Origin of the sequence: Pseudomonas sp. SJZ074 (genome assembly GCF_007828215.1) — a bacterium.
GTDB lineage: Bacteria > Pseudomonadota > Gammaproteobacteria > Pseudomonadales > Pseudomonadaceae > Aquipseudomonas.
In genome coordinates this window covers 22,585-48,414 of record NZ_VIUE01000034.1, presented here as the reverse complement: position 1 = coordinate 48,414, position 25,830 = coordinate 22,585, and the positions used below count along the sequence as shown (strand labels likewise).

The window sequence follows — 25,830 nt, the reverse complement described above, 5'->3', positions numbered from 1 at the left end:
GTCATCGGCCAGGCTTCGCTCGGGATCTTGACCAAGCGTTATCAATGAGGGGCTTGGGCTGAAAGAAAACTCAGCACTCGTTCAACCCTTCACGGAAGCGCAATGCCAGGCTCTTGAGGTTCTGACGCCAGCTCTCCAACTCTTCCCGGTTGAGCTCTTGCTCGGGCTCTTCTTCATCCAGATTGACCGCTACGATCAACGGCTGGGTCACGTCACCCTTGGGCTTGCGAGGGGCTCGTGGCGGCTGGAACAACGCCGCATAGGCTGCCAGCAACTTGGCCAGCCAGGTTTGCGGGTTCTGAGCCAATTCGATCATTTCAGCCAGCTCCGGGATGGCAATATCCTGAAGCACTTCCCGGGTCAGAAGCAGTTCGGCCCGCGGGGTGCTCGCCAGGGGCAGTCGATAGAAGCCGGCAATTTCATGGCACAAGCCCAGTAACGCACCGTACAGGTGAAACAGGGCCGACTCCCGTCCGGCCTGGAGCAGCGCCGGGGAGTTCATCGCGCGCCCATCCTCGGTCCTGGCGAGCGCTTCGAGCGACAGGCCCGCGAAGTAGATTTTCTGATTGGTGCGGGTATAGAGCTCGTGAGCCATGACGGCATTCTCCCAACGACATGAAAGCTTCAAGCAAGGGCGACAGTGTCGTGGATCAACCAAGGCACCGCAACCAAAAACAAAAAGGGCCGCATGAAAACCTGCGAGGTTGTCATGCGGCCCTTTGTCATTTGGCGTAGCGGGGGACGGCTGCGCCGTCCAGCGGGAGCAAGCTCCCTCATCCCAGCAAGCCCCTCGTCAAAACTGCTCCCCTGCCAGGAAGGCACTACCAATCAGCGCTTGTCTTCCACCGTCCATTTACCGCCGTCGTAGTACGCCTTCCAGCCCGTAGGCTTGCCGTCGACCTCGGTCTGCACGTACTGCTCCTTGGTCTTGCGGCTGTAGCGAATCACCGCCGGGCGACCGTCCGGATCCTTCTGCGGTGCTTCGCAGAGGAAATGGTACTTCGGATCGATCTCGTCCTTGTGCGGCAAGAGTTCCATCACCAAGGGTGCGCGGGTCTCGCGGTTTTTCGGAAACTGACTGGCCGCAAGGAACAGGCCGGACGCACCATCACGCAGGATGTAGGTGTCGTTGACCTTCTCGCACTTGAGCTCCGGCATTTTCACCGGGTCCATCTTCGGCGGCGCGGCGTCACCACTCCTGAGCAGCTTGCGCGTGTTCTTGCAGGTCGGGTTGGTACAACCGAAGAATTTGCCGAAACGGCCGGTCTTGAGCTGCATCTCGCTGCCACACTTGTCGCATTCAAGGCTCGGCCCTTCATAGCCCTTGATGCGATAGGTGCCCTCTTCGATTTCGTAACCCGCGCAATCCGGGTTGTTACCGCAGATGTGCAGCTTGCGCTTTTCATCCAGCAGATAGGCATCCATCGCCGTGCTGCAGATCGGGCAGCGATGCTTGCCACGCAGCACCAGGGATTCGGACTCGCCCTCGTCGTCCGCGGCGATTTCATCGCCGGGCACCAGGTTGACCGTCGCCTTGCAGCGTTCCTTGGGAGGCAGGCTGTAGCCCGAGCAACCCAGAAAGACGCCGGTGGAAGCCGTACGGATCTGCATCGGCCGACCGCAGGTCAGGCAAGGAATATCGGTCATCACCGGTTGGTTCGCCCGCATGCCACTGTCAGGGCTTTCGGCCACTTCGAGTTTTTTCTTGAAGTCGCCATAGAACTCATCGAGGACGTTCTTCCAGTCCCGCTCACCCTGGGCCACATCGTCGAGATGCTCTTCCATACCGGCGGTGAAGCCGTAGTCCATCAGATTCGAGAAGCTTTCGGACAACCGCTCGGTCACGATGTCGCCCATCTTTTCCGAATAGAAGCGACGGTTGTGCAGCGCCACGTAGCCGCGATCCTGGATGGTCGAAATGATCGCCGCATAGGTCGAAGGACGACCGATGCCGCGTTTTTCCATTTCCTTGACCAGGCTGGCTTCCGAGTAACGAGCCGGCGGCTTGGTGAAATGCTGGGTCGGATCGAGCTTGATCAGCTTCATCACATCGCCCTGGGCCATGTCCGGCAAGACATCATCGTCCCCAGGCTTGGTGATCTGCGGCATGACGCGGGTGTAACCGTCAAACTTGAGAATGCGGCCCTTGGCGCGCAGCTCGAAATCCCCAGCACCGACACTGACGGTGGTGGACAGATACTGCGCCGGCAGCATCTGGCAAGCCAGGAACTGGCGCCAGATCAGCTCGTAAAGGCGCTCGGCATCGCGTTCCATGCCCGACAACTTGCTCGGCTCGGTGTTGGCATCGGAAGGACGGATCGCTTCGTGAGCCTCTTGTGCGCCTTCCTTGCTGCTATAGACATTCGGCGTGTCCGGCAGGTACTTCTTGCCGAACTCGCTTTCTATATAAGTGCGCGCCATCGCCACGGCATCGGCCGAGAGGTTGGTCGAGTCGGTACGCATATAGGTGATGTAGCCAGCTTCATAAAGACGCTGGGCCATCATCATGGTTTTCTTCACACCGAAGCCCAGGCGGTTGCTCGCGGCCTGCTGCAGTGTGGACGTGATGAACGGTGCCGATGGCTTGCTGCTGGTCGGCTTGTCTTCACGCTTGACGATGCTGTATGTGGAGGCCTTGAGTTTCTCCAGGGCCGCCATGGCCTGGGCTTCGTTCAGCGGCTTGAAGGCTTCGCCTTTTTCCCGAGCCACTTCGAAGCGCACGCTGGCGCCTTTGGCGGTGCCAAGGTCTGCATGGACTTCCCAGTATTCTTCAGGGATGAACGCGCGGATCTCCCGCTCGCGCTCCACCACCAGCTTCACCGCCACCGACTGCACCCGTCCGGCGGACAGGCCACGGGCAATCTTGGCCCACAGCAATGGCGAAACCATGTAGCCAACCACGCGATCGAGGAAACGACGCGCCTGCTGTGCATTGACCCGGTCGATGTCCAGTTCACCCGGCTCGGAGAACGCTTCCTGGATGGCCTTCTTGGTGATTTCGTTGAACACCACCCGCTTGTAGCGGCTGTCATCGCCACCAATGGCTTCGCGCAGGTGCCAGGCAATGGCTTCCCCTTCGCGGTCCAAGTCCGTCGCGAGATAGATGGTGTCGGCATCCTTGGCGAGCCGACGCAGTTCTTCGATGACCTTTTCCTTGCCCGGGAGGATCTCGTACTTGGCTTTCCAGCCGTGTTCCGGATCGACCCCCATGCGTGAGACCAGCTGCTTGCGCGCCTTTTCCTTTGCCGACAGCGCCGGCGCTTCACCAGCAGCCGCCTTGCCGCGCTTGGCGGCTGGCTCCTTGCTGGCGCTAGCCGAACCGCTGGTGGGCAGGTCTCGGATATGGCCGATACTCGACTTCACCACGTATTGGTTGCCCAGATACTTGTTGATGGTCTTGGCCTTAGCCGGGGATTCCACAATGACCAGCGATTTGCCCATGGATCAGAAAATTCCTGAATTCTAAAAAGTGAAAGGCGGTTGGCGCCTGACGCGGCACCGCTATATATAGTGGCTGCAAGGTGAGGTCAAGCGCAGGGTTGCCCGCAAGTCGGCCTCAAGGCTTAGCGAAAATGCTCTCTTCGGCCTGCACCAAAGCAAAGCGCGGCACTTGTTCGCCGTCAACCTCGACGGACTCCTGGAACATGCTCAAGGGACGCACCCAAAAGCCGTAATCGCCATACAGGGCTTGATAGAAGACCACTTCTTCCTCGGTTTCGGAATGCCGCGCAATGCTGAACACGCGGTACTGCGGACCTTTGTAATGCTGGTAGAGCCCAGGTTGTATCGGCATGCTTCGGCCCTCACTGAAATCTTTTCAAAATAAAAACAAAATTTTCTTTTAAACCCGGAAAAACAAAAACCGGGGCACTTGGCCCCGGCTTCCATCGACGCAACGCTTAGACGCGTTCGAAGACAGTGGCGATGCCCTGGCCGAGGCCAATGCACATGGTGGACACGCCAAAAGTGCCGCCGTTCTGTTTCATGACGTTCAGCAACGTGCCGGAGATACGCGCACCGGAGCAACCGAACGGGTGACCCAGGGCGATCGCACCGCCGTGCAGGTTAACCTTCTCGTTCATCTTGTCGAGCACTTTCAGATCTTTCAGCACGGGCAGGGCCTGCGCGGCGAACGCTTCGTTGAGCTCGAAGAAGTCGATATCGGCAATACTCAGGCCGGCACGCTTCAAGGCTTTCTGCGTAGCTGGTACTGGACCATAGCCCATGATCGCCGGGTCCACACCCGCCACGGCCATGGAACGGATCACCGCCATCGGCTGGATGCCCAGGTCCTGGGCACGCTGGGCCGACATCACGATCATGCACGAGGCCCCGTCGGTGATCTGCGACGAAGTACCAGCCGTCACGGTGCCACCCTTCGGATTGAAGGCCGGCTTGAGGGTCGCCAGGCTTTCGAGGGTGGTTTCCGGACGAATGGTTTCGTCGTAGTCGAACAGTTTCAGGAAACCGTTCTCGTCGTAACCCTGCATCGGGATGATCTCATCCTTGAACTTGCCTTCCACGGTCGCCTTGTGGGCCAGTTGATGGGAACGCACGCCAAAGGCGTCCTGCTGTTCACGGGAGATGCCGTGCATCTTGCCAAGCATCTCTGCGGTCAGGCCCATCATGCCCGAGGCTTTTGCCGCGTACAGCGACATGTGCGGGTTCGGGTCGACGCCATGCATCATGCTCACGTGGCCCATGTGTTCGACACCGCCGACGACGAATACATCGCCGTTACCGGTCATGATCGCCTGGGCAGCGGTGTGCAGCGCGCTCATGGACGAACCGCACAGGCGGCTGACGGTCTGACCCGCCGCGGTATGAGGGATCTGGGTCATCAGCGAGGCCATGCGGGCGATGTTCCAGCCCTGCTCCAGGGTCTGGTTCACACAGCCCCAGATCACGTCCTCGACTTCGTTCGGGTCGACCTTGACGTTGCGTTCCAGCAGTTTGCTGATCAGGTGCGCCGACATATCCTCGGCGCGGGTATTGCGGTGCATGCCGCCCTTGGAGCGGCCCATCGGCGTACGACCGAAGTCGACAATCACGACGTCTCTAGGATTCAAGCTCATAAATGTTCTCTCGCTCTAGTCGTTGGGCGCTTAACCGAAGAAGCTCTGGCCATTTTTGGCCATCTCACGCAGCTTCGCGGTGGGGTGGTACAGCGCGCCCAGATCAGCGTACTGGTCAGCCAGGGCAACGAACTCGGCCACACCGATCGAATCGATGTAGCGCAGCGCACCGCCACGGAATGGAGGGAAGCCGATACCGTAGACCAGACCCATGTCGGCTTCGGCGGCGGTCTCGACAATACCATCTTCCAGGCAACGCACGGTTTCGAGGCACAGCGGGATCATCATCCAGTTGATGATGTCTTCGTCAGTGACTTCGCGTTGCTCGTAGACGATCGGCTTGAGCACTTCCAGCACCGACGGATCGGCCACTTTCTTCTGCTTGCCGCGCTTGTCGGTCTCGTAGGCGTAGAAGCCCTTGCCGTTCTTCTGGCCCAGGCGCTTGGCTTCGTAGAGCACATCGACAGCCGAACGACGGTCGTCCTTCATGCGGTCCGGGAAGCCCTCAGCCATGACATCGCGGCCGTGATGGCCAGTGTCGATACCAACCACGTCCATCAGGTAGGCCGGGCCCATCGGCCAGCCGAACTTTTCCATGATCTTGTCGATGCGCACGAAATCCACGCCAGCGCTGACCAACTTGGCGAAACCGCCGAAGTACGGGAACAGCACGCGGTTGACCAAAAAGCCCGGGCAATCGTTGACGACGATCGGGTTCTTGCCCATTTTCTTGGCGTAGGCCACGGTAGTGGCAATCGCCTGTTCGCTGGACTTCTCGCCACGGATCACTTCCACCAGCGGCATCATGTGCACCGGGTTGAAGAAGTGCATGCCGACGAAGTTTTCCGGACGTTTGAGGGCCTTGGCCAGCAGCGAAATGGAGATGGTCGAGGTGTTCGAGGCGAGGATGGTGTCCTCTTTGACTTTGTCTTCGACTTCAGCCAGGACCGCCTGCTTGACCTTCGGGTTCTCGACGACCGCTTCGACCACCAGGTCGACATGGCCGAAATCGCCATAGGACAGGGTCGGACGAATGCCGTTGAGCACTTCGGCCATCTTCGCCGCGGTCATGCGACCTTTGTCGACGCGCCCCACCAGCAGCTTGGCGGCTTCGCCCAGGCCCTGTTCGATGCCATGTTCGTTGATGTCCTTCATCAGGATCGGCGTGCCTTTGGACGCCGACTGGTAGGCGATACCGCCCCCCATGATGCCGGCGCCGAGCACGGCGGCCTGCTTCACGTCACGGGCGATTTCGTCGTAGGCCTTGGCCTTTTTCTTCAGTTCCTGGTCATTGAGGAACAGACCGATCAGGCTTTGTGCAGCAGAGGTCTTGGCCAGCTTGACGAAGCCTGCGGCCTCGGCTTCCAGGGCCTTGTCGCGACCGAAGTTCGCGGCTTTCTGGATGGTCTTGATCGCTTCGACCGGCGCCGGGTAGTTCGGGCCCGCCTGGCCGGCCACGAAACCCTTGGCGGTTTCGAAAGCCATCATCTGCTCGATGGCGTTGAGCTTGAGTTTTTCCAGCTTCGGCTGACGCTTGGCCTTGTAGTCGAACTCGCCGCTGATGGCGCGCTTGATCAACTCAAGAGCTGCTTCCTGGAGCTTGGCAGGTTCGACCACCGCATCCACGGCGCCGACTTTCAGCGCGTCTTCGGCACGGTTTTCCTTGCCGGCGGCAATCCACTCGATGGCGTTGTCGACACCGATCAGGCGCGGCAGGCGCACGGTACCGCCGAAACCCGGGTAGATGCCCAGTTTGACTTCCGGCAGGCCGATCTTGGCGGCGGAAGACATGACGCGATAATCCGCTGCCAGGCACATTTCCAGGCCGCCACCCAGGGCGATGCCGTTGATGGCCGCGACGGTTGGTACGTTGAGATCTTCGAAGTCGCTGAAAATACGGTTGGCTTCGAGGTTGCCAGCGATCAGTTCGGCATCGGGCAGCTTGAAGTTGTCGACGAATTCGGTGATGTCGGCACCGACAATGAAGACGTCCTTGCCGCTGCTGACGATCACACCCTTGATCGAAGCGTCTGCCTTGATAGTGTCCACGGCCTGACGCAATTCATTCAGGGTTAGACGGTTGAACTTGTTGACGGACTCACCCTTGAGATCGAACTTCAGTTCGACGATGCCACTTTCAAGAGCCTTAACCGTGATGGCTTTACCTTCGTAAATCATCAACTGATCTCCACGATATGGAAGCTGAACAGTACACGTTGAACGCTGACCACTGGTTCGGCATTGACGTTACCGTCGATGCTACGCCAATCCGCCAGGCACACCCGTCAACGCGATAGTCGGGGTTCTGTAGGAACGTTCGGAAAATACAAACGCTCAATTCATACGCCCGTTTGATTTGGGTACGTCACCTTCACGGAATTTCCGACAATTGTCAATCGCCCTAAACAAGGCCCTGGAAGCGACTTGACGGTCATTTCCGTAACCCTGCAGATCCGCAATACAACGCTGCATGTGCAGACATTCATAAGATCAATAATTAGAAAAGTCGCCCTAATTCCGGGCGCGATGGTTACAACCGGCTATGCTGGCGGATACGTTACTGAAGGGCTTGGCGCGAGGGCGTTACGAACGAACGCCCGGATTGAACTGGTTTGCGGCCTGCCTGGCCAACCCGCCCGACGCGACTGTCGGGCTTTTTTATGGGTCAGGCCAGGGCCTTGAGCACCGCTGCAATATCCTGCAAAACAGCGGTTTCGCCCTTCTCGCCCCAGTACAGGGTGATCATCTGCCGGTCGGCTTCGACCTTGTAGACGTTGGCGGGCAGCTTCCGGAAATGCTCGAGCAACGACTCGTCCTGGCAAACTTCCCGCCACTGATTGACCCAGACGCCCGGTGCGCTTTGCCAGTAACTCCAACAGACCGGCTGCTTGCCGCGCCGGGGCCGATGGTACTGCGCGCAGGGGTTTGGAGGCTGGGGATCGAGCCAGTGCGGCCATTGCTGGGGCACCAATTGCATGGCCAGGCCGAGGCGACGGGCCTCCATGCGCAGGGCCATGCGACCGCTCTGTACACGGGACGGCCGCAACCATGCCAGGGGGCTAAATACCACCAGCAGGATTGACACCACTATCCAGACCGTCATATCTGTACTCCCGAATTCTGATGAGCCATTGACCCATGTCGCCGTCAATGCGCTTGAAACCAGCCATACTTAACCGTATCGCCATTCTCTGGAGTGCTTTTCATGTACTACAAACACATCCTGGTCGCCGTCGACCTCACTGAAGAATGCGATCCCGTCATCAAACGCGCTCGCGCCCTGTGCGATGGCCGAGAGACCAAATTGTCACTTGTGCATATCGTCGAACCGATGGCCATGGCCTTTGGCGGCGATGTACCCATGGACCTTTCCCAACTGCAGCAACAGCAATTCGACCAGGCCAAGGAGCGCCTTGACCGCCTGATCGTGAAATACCCGGACTTGAAACGGGAAAACAGCCACCTGACCTACGGCCAGCCGCGTCAGGAGATCCACCACCTGGCCAAGGAACAGGGTTGTGACCTGATCGTGGTGGGCAGCCATGGACGCCATGGACTGGCGTTGCTGCTGGGTTCCACCGCCAACGACGTGTTGCATGGCGCGCCTTGCGATGTGCTGGCGGTGCACCTGGTCAAGCGTGCGTAACCATTGTGGGAGCGGGCTTGCTCGCGAAAGCGGCATTACAGTCACCTACTAATCGACTGCCACACCGCCTTCGCGAGCAAGCCCGCTCCCACATTAGACTTCATTTCAATTCAAGCCCTCTGGTGCCCTGGGATCTTGAACATCTGATCAGGCATCCAGCTCGGCCCAACGCTCCACCAGTGCATCCAACTCAGCCTGCAACTGCTCCAGGTGCGCTATCACCTTGGCGGTTTCCGCAGCCGGTCGCTGGTAGAAATCGGCATCGGCCATCTCGGCCTGCACTGCGGCGATCTGCGCTTCCTTGGCATCGATATCACCCGGCAACGCTTCCAGTTCACGCTGTAGCTTGTAGCTGAGCTTCTTCTTGGCCGGGGCCGGGGCCGGGGCCGCTACCGGAGCAGGCTCGGCCTTGACCACAGCCGAATTCAAGTCGGCCTTGCCGGACTTGCTCTCGGTCACGCCCAAGAGGCGTGGCGAGCCGCCCTGGCGCAGCCAGTCCTGATACCCGCCGACGTATTCGCGAACCCGACCTTCGCCTTCGAATACCAGGGTGCTGGTGACCACGTTGTCGAGGAATGCCCGGTCGTGGCTGACCATCAGCACGGTGCCGTTGAAGGTCAGCAGCACTTCCTCCAGCAGTTCGAGGGTTTCCACGTCCAGGTCGTTGGTCGGCTCGTCGAGCACCAGCAGGTTGGCCGGTTTGCTGAACAGCTTCGCCAGCAGCAGACGGGCGCGCTCACCACCGGACAACGCCTTGACCGGGGTACGGGCACGTTGAGGGCTGAACAGGAAATCGCCGAGGTAGCTCAATACATGGCGGCTCTGGCCATCGATCTCGATGAAGTCGCGGCCTTCGGCTACGTTGTCGATCACGGTCTTTTCCAGGTCCAGTTGGTGACGCAACTGGTCAAAGTAGGCGACGTCGATCTTCGTCCCCTCTTCCACCTTGCCGCTGGACGGCACCAGGCCGCCGAGCATCAGCTTGAGCAAGGTGGTCTTGCCGGTGCCATTGGCACCCAGCAGGCCAATGCGGTCGCCGCGCTGCAGGACCATGGAGAAGTCCTTGACCAGGAATGGCCCGCCGGGATGGGCGAAGCTGACGTTTTCCAGGACCATCACCTGCTTGCCGGATTTTTCAGCGGTTTCCAGCTGGATATTAGCCTTGCCAGTACGCTCGCGACGCTCGCTGCGCTCCACACGCAGGGCCTTGAGGGCGCGTACACGACCTTCGTTACGGGTACGACGGGCCTTGATGCCCTGGCGGATCCAGACCTCTTCCTGGGCCAGGCGCTTGTCGAACAAAGCGTTGGCGGTTTCTTCCGCCGCCAGGACCGCTTCCTTGTGCACCAGGAAACTGGCGTAGTCGCCGTTCCAGTCGATCAGGCCGCCACGATCCAGCTCAAGGATGCGGGTCGCCAGGTTCTGCAGAAAGGAACGGTCGTGGGTGATGAACAGCACCGCCCCCTGGAAATCCCTCAAGGCTTCTTCAAGCCAGGCGATGGCGCCGATGTCCAGGTGGTTGGTCGGTTCGTCGAGCAGCAGCAGGTCCGGTTCGGAAACCAGTGCCTGGGCCAGCAGGACGCGACGACGCCAGCCGCCGGACAGCTCCGCGAGGGTCTTGTCGGCCGGCAGTTGCAGGCGGCTCAGGGTGCTGTCGACCAATTGCTGCAGACGCCAGCCATCGCGGGCTTCGAGGTCGTGCTGCACATGCATCAGTTTTTCCAGGTCGGCGTCGGTGACGATGTTCTGGCTCAGGTGGTGATATTCGGCCAAGAGCGCGCCGACACCGTCCAGCCCCTCGGCAACCACATCGAACACCGTCCGCTCGTCGGCCAGCGGCAGTTCCTGGGGCAACTCACCGATTTTCAGGCCGGGGGCACGCCAGACCGAGCCGTCGTCGGGCTTCTGGTCGCCCTTGACCAGCTTCATCATGCTGGACTTGCCGGTGCCGTTGCGGCCGATGATGCACACCCGCTCACCACGGGCGATCTGCCAGGACACCTTGTCCAACAACGGCATCGCGCCGAAAGCAAGGGACACATCGCTGAATTTGAGCAGGGTCATGAGCTTCTCCAAAAACCGGGCGCGCATTCTACCTGAGATGAGACTTCAGGGGTCCGCCATTTTCTTCGTTGAAGCACTCTGCATAATAAATGTTGCGAACTTGCGCCGACGCCCCCGCAAAGCTTTCGCCGGTTGCTGGCAAAAGGCTAAGCTACAGGCAGTTACCCTGGGTTACCCCTTGGGCTTTTCATGTTTTTTTCTGCCCGGATGTCTCATGCGCAGTCGCCTTATTACTGTTTTGTCTTGTTTTTTCGTGTGTGCCACTGCCGTTCAAACCGCTCAAGCGGTGGATATCTCCACCCAGCGCCAGTATTACGATGAAGCCAAGCGAGCCTTGGCCAAAGGTGATTCCGGTCCTTATTTCCGCTATAGCCAGGCCCTGCGCGATTATCCGCTGGAACCGTACCTGGCCTACGACGAACTGACCGCTCGCCTCAAGAGCGCGAGCAACGCCGAAATCGAGAAATTCCTCGCTGAACACGGTGACCTGCCCCAGGCCAACTGGATGAAGCTGCGCTGGTTGCGCTGGCTGGCCGAGCGCGGCGACTGGGCGACCTTCGTCAAATACTACGACCCCAAGCTCAACTTCACCGAGCTGGACTGCCTCAACGCCCAGTATCAGCTCAGCCATGGCCTCAAGGCCGAGGGCTACGCCAACACCGAAAAACTCTGGCTCACCGGTAAATCCCAACCAGAGGCCTGCGACGCGCTGTTCGGTCTGTGGGCCTCCCAAGGCCAGTTGACCGAGCACAAACGCTGGGAGCGCGCCAAACTGGCGGCCCAGGCTCGCAACTATCCACTGGCCAACAGCCTGGTCAGCGGCCTGGTCACCCTCGCCCCTCGCGGCAAGTTGCTGGTGGACGTGGCGCAAAAACCCGAACTGCTCAACCAGCCCTCGCGCTTCGTCCCGGCCGATGAGCCGATGTCGGATATCGTCAGCCTCGGCCTGCGTCGCCTTGCCCGCCAGGATCCGGACAAAGCCATGGCATTGCTGGACGGCTACGCCAGCACCATGCATTTTTCCCGCGACGAAAAAGTCGCCATCGCCCGGGAGATCGGCCTGACCCTGGCCAAGCGCTTCGACAGTCGCGCCCTCGACGTGATGACCCAATATGACCCGGAATTGCGGGACGACACCGTTTCGGAATGGCGCCTGCGCCTGCTGCTGCGCCTGGGTCGCTGGGACGACGCCTATCAGCTGACCCGTCGCCTGCCCGAGTCGCTGGCCACCACCAACCGCTGGCGCTACTGGCAGGCCCGCAGCCTGGAGCTGGCTCAACCGCAGAACCCCGAGGCCTTGACGCTCTACAAGCACCTGGCCCGCGAGCGGGATTTCTATGGCTTCCTGGCCGCCGACCGCTCACAATCGCCCTACTCGCTCGCCAACAAGCCCCTGGTGCTGAGTCAGGCACTGATCAATAAAGTGCGTAACACACCGGGCATTCGCCGGGCCCTGGAGTTCCATGCCCGCGGGCAGATCGTCGACGGTCGCCGCGAGTGGTATCACGTCAGCCGGCACTTCAACCGCGACGAAATGGTCGCCCAGGCGAAGCTGGCCTACGACCTGAAGTGGTATTTCCCGGCCATCCGCACCATCAGCCAGGCCAAGTACTGGGATGACCTGGACATCCGTTTCCCGATGGCGCATCGCGATACCCTGGTGCGCCAAGCCAAGGTCCGTGGCCTGCATTCGAGCTGGGTGTTCGCGATCACCCGCCAGGAGAGCGCCTTCATGGATGACGCCCGCTCCGGCGTGGGTGCCGCCGGCCTGATGCAATTGATGCCCGGTACCGCCAAGGAAACCGCGCGCAAGTTCAGCATTCCCCTGGCTTCGCCCCAACAAGTGCTGGATCCGGACAAGAACATCGAGCTCGGCGCAGCGTACCTGAGCCAGGTCCACAGCCAGTTCAACGGCAACCGCGTCCTGGCCTCGGCCGCCTACAACGCCGGCCCCGGCCGCGTACGCCAGTGGCTGCGCGGCGCCGACCACCTGAGCTTCGACGTCTGGGTTGAAAGCATCCCCTTCGACGAAACCCGCCAATACGTACAGAACGTCTTGTCGTACTCGGTGATCTACGGCCAGAAACTCAACTCGCCGCAACCGCTGGTGGACTGGCATGAGCGGTATTTTGATGATCAGTGAGTGCAGCAGCGACGAGTATTGAGCTTCAAGCGGCAAGCTGTACCTGAGAAATTGCCCGTATCGAAAGATGCGGGCATTTTTGTCGGTGACTTGATCCTGTGGGAGCGGGCTTGCTCGCGAAGACGGCAGCACATCCAACATTACCCGGTCTGACCCACCGCGTTCGCGAGCAAGCCACACATTGGATGTGTATGCACCGACAAGCCTCAGCCAAGCAGTGCCAAGGCCGCTTGCCTAGCAAAGTAAAACGATACCATTGCGTCGGACTGCTGGGTGACTCTGGTTGGATCGGCTCACTGATCTTCAGTGAAGCGTCGCTGCTCAATATTTGAAACAGTCTGGCTACTGGGTCGGTTACCAGATCGGTCACGGCTCATTACCCCCTTCTCAAGCACCGCGCTCAGCAACTACAGCACAGCACTCATTGAGCCACCCCCCCTTGCTGGTTGAACTGCAACGCCGCCAACCGCGCATACAGCTCATTGCTGGCAACCAGCTCCTGATGCGTACCTACCGCCACCACCCTGCCCTGATCCATCACCGCGATCCGGTCGGCGTTTTTCACCGTGGCCAGGCGGTGGGCGATGACCAGGGTGGTGCGGTTTTTCATCAGATCGGGCAGGGCTTGCTGGATCAGGTGCTCGCTTTGCGCGTCGAGGGCGCTGGTGGCTTCGTCCAGCAACAGGATCGGCGCGTCCACCAACAGCGCCCGGGCGATGGCCAGGCGTTGGCGTTGGCCGCCGGATAACCCCAGGCCACCGTCGCCCAGGTGGGTCTGATAGCCCTCGGGCATCTTTTCGATGAAGTCGTGGGCATGGGCGATCCGGGCCGCTTCGCGCACTTGCTCGGCGGTCGCGTCAGGATTGCCGTAGCGGATATTTTCTTCCACGGTGCCGAAAAACAGCGCCGGGTTCTGTGAAACCAGGGCGAAATGACGGCGCAGGTCCAGGGGATCGAGTAGGCTCAACGGCACATCGTCTATGAGGATCCGGCCTTGGGCCGGGTCGTAGAAACGCAATAGCAAGTCATACACCGTCGACTTACCCGCACCGGACGGTCCGACCAGGGCGAGGGTTTCGCCGGCGTTGACCGTCAAGTCCAGGCCATCGAGCGCAAAGCTTTCCGGCCGGGACGGATAGGAGAACCGCACGCCTTCAAGACGCAGATCGCCCCGGACCCGCTCCGGCAACGTCACCAGGCCCGAGGTCGGTGGTTGGATGATGTTCTGCGAGCGCAACAGCTCGGCGATACGCTCGGCAGCGCCGGCGGCCCGCTGCAGTTCGCCGATCACCTCGCTCAGCGTACCGAAGGCGCTACCGACGATCAGACTGTAGAACACGAACGCCGCCAGCTCGCCGCCGGAGATCCGCCCGGCGATCACGTCCATGCCCCCGACCCAGAGCATCACGCCCACCGCTCCCAGCACCAGCATGATCACCAGGGTGATCAGCCAGGCGCGTTGGGCGATACGTTTGCGGGCGGTCTCGAACGCCCGCTCCACCGTGACGGCAAAGCGTTGTTCATCCTGGACCTGATGGTTGTAGGCCTGCACGGTCTTGATCTGGCCCAGGGTTTCGGAAACGTAGCTGCCGACATCGGCGATGCGGTCCTGGCTCTGACGGGACAGGCTGCGTACCCGACGCCCGAACACCAGGATCGGCGCCAACACCAGCGGCAGGGCAATCACCACGATGCTGGTGAGCTTGGGGTTGGTGACGAACAACAGCACGATGCCGCCGATCACCATCAGGGCGTTGCGCAGAAACAGCGACAAGGACGAACCGATCACCGATTGCAGCAACGTGGTGTCGGCGGTCAGGCGTGACTGGATCTCCGAGCTGCGGTTGTTCTCGTAGAACCCCGGGTGCAGATACACAAGATGGTTGAAAACCTGTCGCCGGATATCGGCCACCACGCGCTCGCCAATCCACGACACCAGGTAGAACCGGGAGAAGGTCCCGATCGCCAGGCCTATCACCAGCACCATGAACAAGCCGATGGACTGGTTCAACAACTGAGGAGAACGGGTCATGAACCCCTGGTCCACCAGCAGCCGGATGCCCTGGCCCATGGACAGGGTGATACCTGCCGTGACGATGAGCGCCAGCAATGCACCGGCGACCTGCTTGCGGTAAGGAGCGATAAAACCACTGGCCAGGCCAATGACGCGGCGATGTCGGGAAGAAAGCATCAGTAACATCCGATAGTGCAACAGGAAAAGGACGGGGCGACAGTACCGAAGCGCGGCGCAACCTCTTTGAATCAGAATGAGTCAGGTTAAATATGACCGCAACGACTACGGACTAGAGAGTATCGGTCTAAAGTCTGACTGGAAACGTACAAGTATTTCTGTTTGAGTAGAGCTGTCGTCATGACCGACAAGGAGTGTCATTTCTCAGTCACCTGACGACAGTACGGTAGACATTAAAACCTGATGAGGAGACAGGCCATGTCCTTGCAACACAGCAGCGACGACAAGATTCAAGTGATCCGCACGCAACCGGACCAGTCCCTGGGCTGCTCGTTCATCGACGCCCAAGGGCGCGAAGTACCGATCACCGAAGAGATGATCCAGAAAGCCTGCAGCGAACTGGAACAACGACTGGTCAAGCCTGCCGAACAAAAGTGATACAGCCCGTCTTCGATTGAACCCGACCTTGATGTCGGGTTTTTTGTGCCTGTCTGGATAGGCAACTTACCCGTCATCCCAGGCCCACCGCGCGCCCGTGGCGAGGGGATTTATCCCCGCTGGGCTGCATAGCAGCCCCTGCATGTAAAGTCTTCCACCGCCAGCGTCTGTTCAAAGGGCCGCTACGCGCCCCAGCGGGGATGAGTCCCCTCGCCACAAAAAAACGGGGCTATACAACCTCTGCACCCAGCGCGGTCACGATCTGCTGCAACGCCGGTGACTGCCCTTCAATGCGCACCTTCAGGCTGTCGATCTCCCGGCGCGGCGGGTAATGTTTGCGCAGGGCATCGAAGGCACTGCGCTGCTCGCTGACCGTCCCCACCAGGCTACGGCGAAAGTCCGCATCGTCACGACGCGGGTCGTATACGCCACGGCACAGCGCGGCCAGCGCCCAGGCGGGATCGGTGGCAGCGTCCAGGGTGATGCCGCCCAACCAGGGACGAGGCAGCAGATCGCCGAGGCTGACTGCAACCGGTACCTGCAGGAACGCGCACAAGGCTTCATAGATCTGCGCCGTGCCGCGTTGGCGACCATCGAGGCTGTAGCCGGCAATGTGCGGCGTGGCGATCACGCACAGGTCGGCCAGGTCCACGTCCACCGTAGGCTCCTGCTCCCAGACATCCAGCACCGCTTGCAGGTCTTCGCGCTCCAGCAACACATTGCGCAACGCGATGTTATCGACCACCGGTCCGCGGGCCGCATTGATCAGCCAGGTACCAGGCTTGAGACTGCTCAGACGCTGCTCGTCGAAGAGATGCCAGGTTGGATGCTCGCCGTCGCGCGTCAGGGGGGTGTGCAGGCTGATCACGTCGCACTGCTCGATGATCTGTTCCAGGCTTACATAATCACCACCCTCGATCGCCCGACGGGGTGGATCGCAGACCTTCACGTCCCAGCCCAGGCCCTTGAACACTGCGATCAAACGCCCGCCCACCTGGCCCGCGCCGACCACGCCGAAGGTGCGTTGCGGCAGCTCCGCGCCCTCGATTTCAGCCAGGGCCATCAGGCTGCCCAGCACGTAATCCACCACGCCACGGGCATTGCAGCCCGGCGCACTGGCCCAGCGGATGCCGGCCTCGGCGAAGTAATCCAGGTCCAGGTGATCGGTGCCGATGGTGCAAGTGCCGACGAAACGCACGTTGCTGCCTTCCAGCAAGGCACGATTGACCCGGCTGACGGAGCGCACCAGCAACACATCGGCCTGCGCGACCATGTCCCGGTCGATGCCGCGCCCCGGTACCCGGCGGATCTCACCGAAGTCCTTGAAAAAGGCATCGAGCAGGGGAATGTTTTCGTCGGCGACGATCAGCATGGCAAAGCTCCTTTGGCGGGGTGGGCAGTGTAGGCGTTCCGGTGTGTCTGCGCATTAGTGGTGAAGCATGATGTTGTGGCGAGGGGGTTTACCCCCGCCGGGTGCGCAGCGCCCCCATGATTTTCGCGACTGCTACGCAGTCGAGCGGGGATAAATCCCCTCGCCACAACAACATTCACAAGTTGAGCACGCGTTTACAAATCCCCAACACAGCTTTTTTCCTGACCACTGCGTCAACGCGTAGAATCCGCCGCCTTGCGCTAATTTTTCGGACGCTTCGCCTGTGAATCCCGTAATCGACAACCCTGCCCTTCTCTCTCGCCCGGCCCGGGTACGCCTGGAGGTCAAGACGCTGCTGGCCCTGGCACTGCCGATCATGGTGGCGCAACTGGCGACCACCGCCATGGGCTTCGTCGATGCGGTGATGGCCGGTCGCGTCGGCCCCCGGGATCTGGCGGCGGTAGCGTTGGGCAACTCGATCTGGGTGCCGGTGTTTCTGTTGATGACTGGCACGCTGCTGGCGACTACGCCGAAAGTCGCCCAGCGCTTCGGCGCTGGAACCTTCGATGAGATCGGCCCGTTGGTGCGCCAGGCCCTATGGCTGGCGCTGGCGGTCGGGTTGATCGCGACACTGGCGCTGTTCAGTGCCGAGCCGATTCTGCACATCATGAAGGTGGACCCGGAGCTGATCGGCCCCTGCATGGAATACCTGCGAGGGATTGGCACCGGCCTGCCGGCCGTGGCGCTGTACCACGTACTGCGCTGCTTCAGCGACGGCCTGGGCCGTACGCGACCGGCCATGGTTCTGGGGTTGTGCGGGTTGGCGCTGAACGTTCCGCTCAATTACATCTTCATCTACGGGCACCTGGGCGTGCCGGCCATGGGCGGCGTCGGTTGTGGCTGGGCCACCGCTATCGTAATGTGGGTCATGGCCCTGGGCATGGCCGGCTGGACGCGCTGGGCGCCGGCCTATCGGTCGAGTCAATTGTTCAGCCGCTTCGATTGGCCGCAGTGGGCAGTCCTCCAACGCCTGCTGGGCATCGGCCTGCCGATAGGCATCGCGGTATTTGCCGAGTCGAGTATTTTTGCGGTGATTGCACTGCTGATCGGCAGCCTCGGCGCCACGGTCGTGGCCGGGCATCAGATCGCGCTGAACTTCAGTTCCCTGGTGTTCATGATTCCTTACTCCCTGGCCATGGCCGTAACGGTGCGGGTCGGCCAGACACTGGGACGTGGCCAGCCTCGCGAGGCGCGCTTCGCCGCTGGCGTGGGTATGGGCGCGGCCCTGGCATATGCCTGCCTGTCGGCGAGCCTGATGCTGGCGCTGCGCGGGCCCATCGCCGCGATCTACACCGCCGACCCGGTGGTGATCGACGTCGCCTCGATGTTGATCGTATACGCGGCACTGTTCCAGTTTTCCGATGCGATCCAGGTCACCGCGGCGGGCGCCTTGCGCGGCTACCAGGACACCCGGGTGACAATGATCCTGACCCTGTTCGCCTACTGGGGGATCGGTTTGCCGGTGGGTTACGCCTTGGGACTGACCGATTGGTTCGGCGCGGCCAACGGCCCGAGCGGACTGTGGCAGGGCCTGATCGTGGGCCTGAGCTGCGCGGCGCTGATGCTGTCGATCCGCCTGACCCGCAGCGCGCGCAAGCCGATCCGCATCAATCGCTCGAAGGGTTAAGCGAGCTTCTTGCGGATCCAGTAGCGGTACGTACCGTCCACCTCGTCCTGGGCCACCAGTTCGTGGTCGAGAAACACACAGAACTTGGGAATGTCGCGACGGGTCGAGGGGTCGGTGGCAATCACCTTCAACAGCCCGCCCGGTACCAGGTCGCGGATGTGCTGGTGCAGCATCATCACCGGCTCAGGGCAATTGAGGCCGGAGGCATCCAGCGTGCCGTCGACCGGCGTATCGTTCATTTCACTCATGTTCTACTCCTGAAACTGGCCGGCATTGTCGCGCAATGTCGCCGGGTGGTCACCCTCGACTTAACGCCACATTCCATGTGGGAGCGAGCCTGCTCGCGAAGGCGCAAGGCCCGTCAGCATTGATGTTGAATGACACATCGCTATCGCGAGCAGGCTCGCTCCCACAGGCACAATCAGCGGGATTTGGGCTTCTTACTGTCCAACCGCCGCAAATGGCACGTCACCTCTTCACGGTCGTGGTACAACTGCTTGCATCCGATCTCCACCTTGATCCCCCGGGCCTTGAAGCCATCGGCAATGCGTTCGAGCAAGCGCTTCACTTCGGCATAGCGCTGCTTCATCGGCAGTTTGAGGTTGACCACGGCCTCGCGACAATGGCCCTCGCCGATCCACTCTTCCAGCATCGCCGCATTGCGCGCCGGCTTCTCGACGATGTCGCAGACCATCCAGTCCACCGGCTGCCTGGGCTTGAAGGTAAAGCCATCCGCCATCAAGTGTTGCACCAGACCGGTTTCCATCAGGCTTTCGGCCATCGGGCCGTTGTCGATGGCGGTCACCAGCATGCCGCGATTAACCAGTTGCCAGGTCCAACCGCCGGGCGCGGCCCCCAGGTCGACGCCGGTCATGTCACTGTGCAAGCGCTCGTCCCACTCCTCCCGTGGAATGAAGTGGTGCCAGGCCTCTTCGAGCTTGAGGGTCGAGCGGCTCGGGGCCTCCCGAGGGAATTTCAGGCGGGGTATTCCCATTGGCCACATCGCCGAGTTGTTCGCCTCCGCCAGCCCCAGGAACACTTCGCGGCCACTTTTGAACGTCAGCAGCAGGCGCGGCTTGTGCGGATCGTCCACCAGCTTGCCGGCGCCAGTCAGCGCCTTGCGCAGCGGGCCTTCGAATTTCTTGCAGAAGTTCGACAATTCCTTGCCATCGTTGGTATCGACCACTTCCAGCCACAGGCTGCCGCAGAGCGGAAACTGTGCCATCAGGGACAGAATGACGCTGATACGGTCGCTTTCCGGCAAGTCAATGAAAGTGCCGCGGGCCCATTGGCGCGGAAAAATCAGCCCGGCGAAACGCTGGCCGTGCATCAGCCGCTCGGCGCCGTCCGCTTCGGTGCAGACGAACTCGGCGCAGGCGCTGGCCGGTTTGGCCTTGGCATAGCCGGCCACGTTGAGCCGGGCCGCATGTTCGGCGATCTCGGAACAGACCTCGCCCTCGAAGCCGGGCCGGCAGTGCATGAAAAGCGTGTTCATTGAAACTCCGTAGCAAAGCCTGTCACGAAAACCGGCGCATGATAGCGGACTTCGGAACCCCGAACCTGCCCATAGAGTCCAGTGATTAGTCATCCGCGCAAAACAGGGCTAGGTTAAAGGCTCTGTCCGTCCCGTCAGTCCGTAGCCGTGCGGACTCAAAGGAGTGATTTCAATGCCATCCCTCGATAGCCTGAAAACCCTTAAAACGCTGCAGGTCGACGCCAAGGCCTACCACTATTTCAGCCTGCCGGAGGCTGCTCGCAGCCTCGGCGACCTGGACAAGCTGCCCATGTCGTTGAAAGTGCTGCTGGAAAACCTGCTGCGCTGGGAAGATGAAAAAACCGTCACCGGTGCCGACCTCAAGGCGCTGGCCGGGTGGTTGAAAGAACGTCGTTCCGACCGCGAGATTCAATACCGACCGGCACGGGTATTGATGCAGGACTTCACCGGCGTCCCGGCCGTGGTCGACCTGGCCGCCATGCGCGCCGCCGTGGAAAAGGCCGGCGGCGATCCTCAGCGGATCAACCCGCTGTCGCCAGTGGACCTGGTGATCGACCACTCGGTGATGGTGGACCGGTTCGCCAGTCGCCAGGCGTTCGCGCAAAACGTCGACATCGAGATGCAGCGCAACGGCGAACGCTACGCCTTCCTGCGCTGGGGCCAGAGTGCCTTCGCCAACTTCAGCGTGGTACCGCCGGGTACCGGGATCTGCCACCAGGTCAACCTCGAATACCTGGGCCGCACCGTCTGGACCAAGGAAGAAGACGGCCGCACCTATGCCTTCCCGGATACGCTGGTGGGCACCGATTCCCACACCACCATGATCAACGGCCTCGGTGTGCTGGGCTGGGGCGTCGGTGGGATCGAGGCCGAAGCCGCCATGCTCGGCCAGCCGGTGTCGATGCTGATTCCCGAGGTCATCGGTTTCAAACTCACCGGCAAGCTGCGCGAAGGCATCACCGCCACCGACCTGGTCCTCACCGTCACACAGATGCTGCGCAAGAAAGGCGTGGTGGGCAAGTTCGTCGAGTTCTATGGCGATGGCCTCGCCGACCTGCCCCTGGCCGACCGCGCCACCATCGCCAACATGGCCCCGGAGTACGGCGCCACGTGCGGCTTCTTCCCGGTGGACGAGGTCACCCTGGATTACCTGCGCCTGTCCGGGCGCCCGGCGGAAACGGTGAAACTGGTAGAGGCATATTGCAAGGCCCAGGGCTTGTGGCGCTTGCCTGGCAAGGAACCGGTGTTCACCGACACCCTGGAACTGGACATGGGCAGCGTCGAAGCCAGCCTGGCCGGGCCGAAACGCCCCCAGGACCGGGTTTCGCTGCCCAACGTCGGCCAGGCATTCAGCGATTTCCTGGGGCTGCAGGTCAAACCCACCAGCAAGGAAGAAGGTCGCCTGGAAAGCGAAGGCGGCGGTGGCGTGGCGGTGGGCAATGCCGATCAGGTAGGCGAGGCCGAGTACGAGTTCGAAGGCCATACGCATCGCCTGAAAAACGGTGCGGTGGTGATCGCAGCCATTACCTCCTGCACCAACACCTCCAACCCCAGTGTGATGATGGCCGCCGGGCTGCTGGCGAAAAAAGCCGTGGAAAAAGGTTTGACCCGCAAACCCTGGGTCAAGAGTTCCCTGGCACCGGGCTCCAAGGTGGTCACCGATTACTACCAGGCCGCCGGCCTGACCGAATACCTGGATCAACTGGGCTTTGCCCTGGTGGGCTACGGCTGCACCACCTGCATCGGCAACTCCGGCCCCTTGCCGGACCCGATCGAAAAAGCCATCCAGAAAGCCGACCTGACCGTGGCCTCGGTGCTGTCGGGCAACCGCAACTTCGAGGGCCGCGTGCATCCGCTGGTCAAGACCAACTGGCTGGCCTCACCGCCCCTGGTGGTGGCCTACGCCCTGGCCGGCACGGTGCGTATCGATATCAGCAGCGAACCGTTGGGCAATGACCGCGACGGCAATCCGGTGTATCTGCGGGACATCTGGCCCAGCAGCAAGGAAGTCGCCGACGCCGTGGCCCAGGTGGACACCGGGATGTTCCACAAGGAGTATGCCGCTGTGTTTGCCGGTGACGAGCAATGGCAGGCCATCGAGGTGCCGCAAGCAGCGACGTACGTCTGGCAGTCGGACTCGACCTACATCCAGCATCCGCCCTTCTTCGACGGCATCGACGGGCCGCCACCGGCCATCCGCAACATCGAAGGCGCCCGGGTACTGGCCCTGCTCGGCGATTCGGTCACCACCGACCACATCTCCCCGGCCGGCAATATCAAGGCCGACAGCCCGGCGGGGCGGTACCTGCGCGAACAGGGCGTGGAGCCCCGGGATTTCAACTCCTATGGCTCGAGACGCGGTAATCATCAAGTGATGATGCGTGGCACGTTCGCCAATATCCGGATCCGCAACGAGATGCTCGGCGGCGAGGAAGGCGGCAACACGATCTATATTCCCAGCGGCGAAAGAATGCCGATCTACGACGCCGCCATGTTGTACCAGGCCAAGGGCACGCCGCTGGTGGTGATCGCGGGGCAGGAATACGGCACCGGCTCCAGTCGGGACTGGGCGGCCAAGGGTACGAACCTGCTGGGGGTCAAGGCGGTGATCGCCGAAAGCTTCGAGCGCATCCATCGTTCCAACCTGGTGGGCATGGGCGTGCTGCCGTTGCAGTTCAAGCTCGATCAGAACCGCAAGAGCCTGAACCTGACCGGCAAGGAGACCCTGGACATTCTCGGCCTGGACGACGTCGAACTGACGCCACGGATGAATCTGCCACTGGTGATCACCCGCGAGGACGGCAGCCAGGAGCGGATCGAGGTGTTGTGTCGGATCGATACCCTGAATGAAGTGGAATACTTCAAGGCAGGCGGGATCCTGCACTATGTCCTGCGGCAATTGATTGCCAGTTAAAGCTCAATCCCTTGTGGGAGCGGGCTTGCTCACGAAGACGGTCGGTCTGTTATTGAAATATTGACTGACACACCGCTTTCGCGAGCAAGCCCGCTCCCACAGGTCCGCTTCCTGGCTGAACGGTATCAATCGCTTGATCAGTCGCCGTTTTCATATCGTGCCCCTATAATCCCTCCCCCCTGGCGCTCACGGAACAGAGTCAGCCAATCGTTCTTCACCTCCTACGCATGAATCTGCACGGATACAAATTGTGCTCTTTGCGCGACATCGCATCGTCGTAGACGCGGCGGCCACTTTCGCCCGAAGCTCCACAGCCTAAAAGGATGTTATATGCCTGCTTTACCCTGGCCCTACCTGGCCTTCCTGTCTGTTGGCTATTGCCTGGCCCTGGCCAACGGAAAGCTGGCCTGGACCGCCGCCATCTCAATCGCACTGTTGCTACTGGCCGGCTATGCAGTCCGCCAGCGGCAGATACCGGTCGGCCGCTTTCTCGGTCACGCCCTTTTCCTCGTCCTGGCCCTGGCGCTGGCGCTGCACTGGATGCCGGGCTTTTTCAACGGGCGGGCAATCCCGGCTCATCGCCTGACCGATGACGCCGTACCGTTTGCCATGTACCTCAACCAGGATAAGCCGCTGATCGGTTTCTGGTTGCTGTTGGCGTGTCCATGGATCGTCGGCCGGCGCACGCTTGGCCTGTCGTTCCTGGCCACGGCCCTGGGCCTGGTGCTGAGCGCGATATTGGCCTTGGGCGGAGCGATCGTGCTGGGCATGATCCACTGGGCACCGAAGTGGCCGGACCTGGCCTGGATCTGGGTCGCCAACAATCTTCTACTGGTGACGGTGGTGGAGGAAGCACTCTTTCGTGGCTACATTCAAGGCAGCTTGAGTCGGCGCTTCAGCCATCTGGCCCACGGCGACAACCTGGCGCTGCTCCTGGCCTCGCTGCTGTTCGGCCTGGTACACGCCGGCGCCGGTTGGCAATGGGTGCTGCTGTCGGGCCTGGCGGGAATCGGCTACGGACTTGCCTATCGCTTTGGCGGCCTCGGCGCGGCAATTGCCACCCACTTCGGCCTTAATCTGCTTCATTTCGCCCTATTTACCTACCCGATGCTGGCGTGATACCGACGGGGAAAATAACTTCAATAAAAGCCTGACGTTGCCGACAACCTTTCAAAGCCTTGCGGATTATTCACACCATGCGTAACAACCAACCCGTCACACAACGCGAAAGGACCTTTGCGGCCCAGCAACGATTGATCTCCACCACCAATGCCAAGGGCGTGATCACCTACTGCAATGATGCATTCGTTGAAATCAGCGGGTTTTCCAAGGAAGAACTGATTGGTTCGCCCCACAACCTGGTGCGCCACCCCGACGTCCCGTCGGCCGTGTTCGCCCATATGTGGAACATCCTGAAACAAGGCTTGCCATGGATGGGCATCGTCAAGAATCGCTGCAAGAGCGGCGATCACTACTGGGTCAACGCCTACGTCACCCCTGTGTTCGAAGGTAACCAGGTGGTCGGCTACGAATCGGTCCGGGTCAAGCCCAGCGCCGAACAGATCGCCCGGGCCGAAGCCCTCTACCAACGCATCAACCAGGGCAAGTCGGCGATCCCGCACAGCGACAAGTGGGTGCCTGTGCTTCAGGACTGGCTGCCCTTCATCCTGGTCAGCCAGTTGAGCTTCGTCGTCGGGGCCTTCCTCAATTCTTCCTGGGGGTTTGCCCTCGCCGCTCTGCTGTCGGTGCCCCTGGGGCTGATGGGCCTGCAATGGCAGCAACGCGGGATCAAGCGCCTGCTGCGCCTGGCCGAGCAGACCACGTCCGACCCACTAATCGCCCGGATGTACACCGACAGCCGAGGCGTCCAGGCGCGCCTGGAGATGTCGATCCTCAGCCAGGAGGCTCGCCTGAAAACCTGCCTGACCCGTCTGCAGGACACCGCCGAGCATCTCAACGATCAGGCGCAGCAGTCCAACACCCTGGCCCACAACAGCTCCAGCGGCCTGGAACGCCAGCGCGTGGAAACCGAACAGGTGGCCACGGCGGTCAACCAGATGGCCGCCACCACCCAGGAAGTTGCCAGCCACGTGCAACGCACCGCCGACGCCACCCAGGAAGCCAACCGCCTGACCGGTCGCGGACGCGACATCGCCGGGGAAACCCGCGAGGCCATCGAACGCTTGTCCGTGGTGGTCGGCGAAACCGGCCAGACCGTGACCCAACTGGCCAAGGACAGCGACGAGATCGGCGGTGTGGTGGATGTAATCAAAGGCATCGCCGACCAGACCAACCTGCTGGCCCTCAACGCCGCCATCGAAGCGGCCCGTGCCGGCGAGATGGGTCGCGGCTTTGCCGTGGTGGCCGATGAAGTCCGGCAACTGGCGCAACGCACCAGCGAATCCACCGGGCAGATCCACGCCCTGATCGCCAAGCTCCAGCAAACCGCCACCAATGCCGTGCAGACCATGGACGCCGGCCACCGTCAGGCCGAAGAAGGCGTGGCGCGGGTGATGGAAGCGGACGAAGCGCTGGTGGGCATCAGCGAAGCGGTGGCCAACATCACCGACATGACCACCCAGATCGCTGCCGCCACAGAGGAACAAAGCTCGGTGGCCGAGGAAATCAGCCGCAGCATCAGCAACATCTCGGAACTGGCCGATCAGACCTCGGGGCAGGCCCACAGCTCGGCGCTATTGAGCGAAGAACTGACCCGCACGGCCAATACCCAGTACTCGTTGGTGGAGCGGTTCAACCGCTGACAGGGGTTCACTGAATAAAAGGCCGGGAAGACAGTGCTTCCCG

At 61.2% G+C, this 25,830-nt stretch carries 18 protein-coding genes; 7 read left to right on the top strand and 11 right to left on the bottom strand.

Annotation, left to right across the window (positions count from 1 at the left end; all coding sequences use genetic code 11):
• Positions 1 to 70: 70 nt before the first annotated feature.
• The 6 genes from FBX99_RS25440 to FBX99_RS25415 form a co-directional block, all read right to left on the bottom strand.
• Positions 71 to 595: a DUF6586 family protein gene (locus tag FBX99_RS25440; protein ID WP_144924156.1), complete on the bottom strand. Its 525-nt coding sequence runs from the start codon at positions 593 to 595 to the stop codon at positions 71 to 73.
• Positions 596 to 828: 233 nt separating this feature from the next.
• On the bottom strand, positions 829 to 3,441 hold the full coding sequence (gene topA / locus FBX99_RS25435; RefSeq protein WP_144924159.1) for a type I DNA topoisomerase: 2,613 nt from the start codon (positions 3,439 to 3,441) through the stop codon (positions 829 to 831).
• 115 nt (positions 3,442 to 3,556) lie between these two features.
• Positions 3,557 to 3,793: a DUF1653 domain-containing protein gene (locus FBX99_RS25430; RefSeq protein WP_047703819.1), complete on the bottom strand. Its 237-nt coding sequence runs from the start codon at positions 3,791 to 3,793 to the stop codon at positions 3,557 to 3,559.
• A 106-nt stretch (positions 3,794 to 3,899) separates the two neighbouring features.
• Positions 3,900 to 5,075 carry an acetyl-CoA C-acyltransferase FadA gene (gene fadA / locus FBX99_RS25425; protein ID WP_144924162.1) on the bottom strand — a complete coding sequence of 392 codons (1,176 nt, stop codon included), beginning with the start codon at positions 5,073 to 5,075 and terminating at the stop codon, positions 3,900 to 3,902.
• 30 nt (positions 5,076 to 5,105) lie between these two features.
• Positions 5,106 to 7,253 (bottom strand): fatty acid oxidation complex subunit alpha FadB, encoded by a 2,148-nt coding sequence (fadB, locus tag FBX99_RS25420; RefSeq protein ID WP_144924165.1) that lies wholly within the window; start codon positions 7,251 to 7,253, stop codon positions 5,106 to 5,108.
• 487 nt (positions 7,254 to 7,740) lie between these two features.
• The gene (locus FBX99_RS25415) at positions 7,741 to 8,178 is read right to left on the bottom strand and encodes a hypothetical protein (protein ID WP_144924168.1); all 438 of its coding nucleotides are present in this window, start codon (positions 8,176 to 8,178) and stop codon (positions 7,741 to 7,743) included.
• 102 nt (positions 8,179 to 8,280) lie between these two features.
• Between FBX99_RS25415 and FBX99_RS25410 the strand changes: the two genes are divergently transcribed.
• Positions 8,281 to 8,721, top strand: coding sequence for a universal stress protein (locus tag FBX99_RS25410; protein WP_145133282.1), 441 nt, complete (start codon positions 8,281 to 8,283; stop codon positions 8,719 to 8,721).
• A gap of 147 nt (positions 8,722 to 8,868) precedes the next feature.
• Here FBX99_RS25410 and FBX99_RS25405 read toward each other — a convergent pair whose 3' ends face one another.
• Positions 8,869 to 10,785 (bottom strand): ATP-binding cassette domain-containing protein, encoded by a 1,917-nt coding sequence (locus FBX99_RS25405; protein ID WP_144924171.1) that lies wholly within the window; start codon positions 10,783 to 10,785, stop codon positions 8,869 to 8,871.
• A gap of 214 nt (positions 10,786 to 10,999) precedes the next feature.
• On the opposite strand from FBX99_RS25405, the gene FBX99_RS25400 reads away from it, so the two are divergent.
• A complete protein-coding gene (locus FBX99_RS25400; RefSeq protein ID WP_144924174.1) occupies positions 11,000 to 12,928 on the top strand; it encodes a transglycosylase SLT domain-containing protein in 1,929 nt (642 codons plus the stop codon).
• A gap of 421 nt (positions 12,929 to 13,349) precedes the next feature.
• Here the strand turns inward: FBX99_RS25400 and FBX99_RS25395 are convergent, their stop codons facing one another.
• A complete protein-coding gene (locus FBX99_RS25395) occupies positions 13,350 to 15,128 on the bottom strand; it encodes an ABC transporter transmembrane domain-containing protein (RefSeq protein ID WP_178112065.1) in 1,779 nt (592 codons plus the stop codon).
• Positions 15,129 to 15,377: 249 nt separating this feature from the next.
• Here FBX99_RS25395 and FBX99_RS25390 point away from each other — a divergent pair, with 249 nt between their 5' ends.
• The gene (locus tag FBX99_RS25390) at positions 15,378 to 15,557 is read left to right on the top strand and encodes a PA1571 family protein (protein ID WP_041023262.1); all 180 of its coding nucleotides are present in this window, start codon (positions 15,378 to 15,380) and stop codon (positions 15,555 to 15,557) included.
• A 229-nt stretch (positions 15,558 to 15,786) separates the two neighbouring features.
• Here FBX99_RS25390 and pdxB read toward each other — a convergent pair whose 3' ends face one another.
• Positions 15,787 to 16,929: a 4-phosphoerythronate dehydrogenase PdxB gene (gene pdxB / locus FBX99_RS25385; protein WP_145133279.1), complete on the bottom strand. Its 1,143-nt coding sequence runs from the start codon at positions 16,927 to 16,929 to the stop codon at positions 15,787 to 15,789.
• A gap of 283 nt (positions 16,930 to 17,212) precedes the next feature.
• On the opposite strand from pdxB, the gene FBX99_RS25380 reads away from it, so the two are divergent.
• On the top strand, positions 17,213 to 18,616 hold the full coding sequence (locus FBX99_RS25380) for an MATE family efflux transporter (RefSeq protein WP_144924183.1): 1,404 nt from the start codon (positions 17,213 to 17,215) through the stop codon (positions 18,614 to 18,616).
• Here FBX99_RS25380 and tusA read toward each other — a convergent pair.
• On the bottom strand, positions 18,613 to 18,864 hold the full coding sequence (gene tusA, locus FBX99_RS25375) for a sulfurtransferase TusA (RefSeq protein ID WP_047703829.1): 252 nt from the start codon (positions 18,862 to 18,864) through the stop codon (positions 18,613 to 18,615). The two genes, FBX99_RS25380 and tusA, sit on opposite strands and share 4 nt — an antisense overlap.
• A 173-nt stretch (positions 18,865 to 19,037) precedes the next feature.
• On the bottom strand, positions 19,038 to 20,111 hold the full coding sequence (gene rlmM / locus FBX99_RS25370) for a 23S rRNA (cytidine(2498)-2'-O)-methyltransferase RlmM (RefSeq protein ID WP_145133277.1): 1,074 nt from the start codon (positions 20,109 to 20,111) through the stop codon (positions 19,038 to 19,040).
• 172 nt (positions 20,112 to 20,283) lie between these two features.
• On the opposite strand from rlmM, the gene acnA reads away from it, so the two are divergent.
• The 3 genes from acnA to FBX99_RS25355 all read left to right on the top strand — a co-directional run bounded on the left by acnA (position 20,284) and on the right by FBX99_RS25355 (position 25,787).
• Positions 20,284 to 23,025, top strand: coding sequence for an aconitate hydratase AcnA (acnA, locus tag FBX99_RS25365; RefSeq protein WP_145133275.1), 2,742 nt, complete (start codon positions 20,284 to 20,286; stop codon positions 23,023 to 23,025).
• Between the two features lie 330 nt (positions 23,026 to 23,355).
• Entirely contained in the window at positions 23,356 to 24,144 is a 789-nt protein-coding gene (locus FBX99_RS25360) for a CPBP family intramembrane glutamic endopeptidase (RefSeq protein WP_144924191.1), read from the top strand.
• Between the two features lie 77 nt (positions 24,145 to 24,221).
• Positions 24,222 to 25,787 carry a PAS domain-containing methyl-accepting chemotaxis protein gene (locus tag FBX99_RS25355; protein ID WP_145133274.1) on the top strand — a complete coding sequence of 522 codons (1,566 nt, stop codon included), beginning with the start codon at positions 24,222 to 24,224 and terminating at the stop codon, positions 25,785 to 25,787.
• The last annotated feature ends 43 nt before the right edge of the window (positions 25,788 to 25,830 follow it).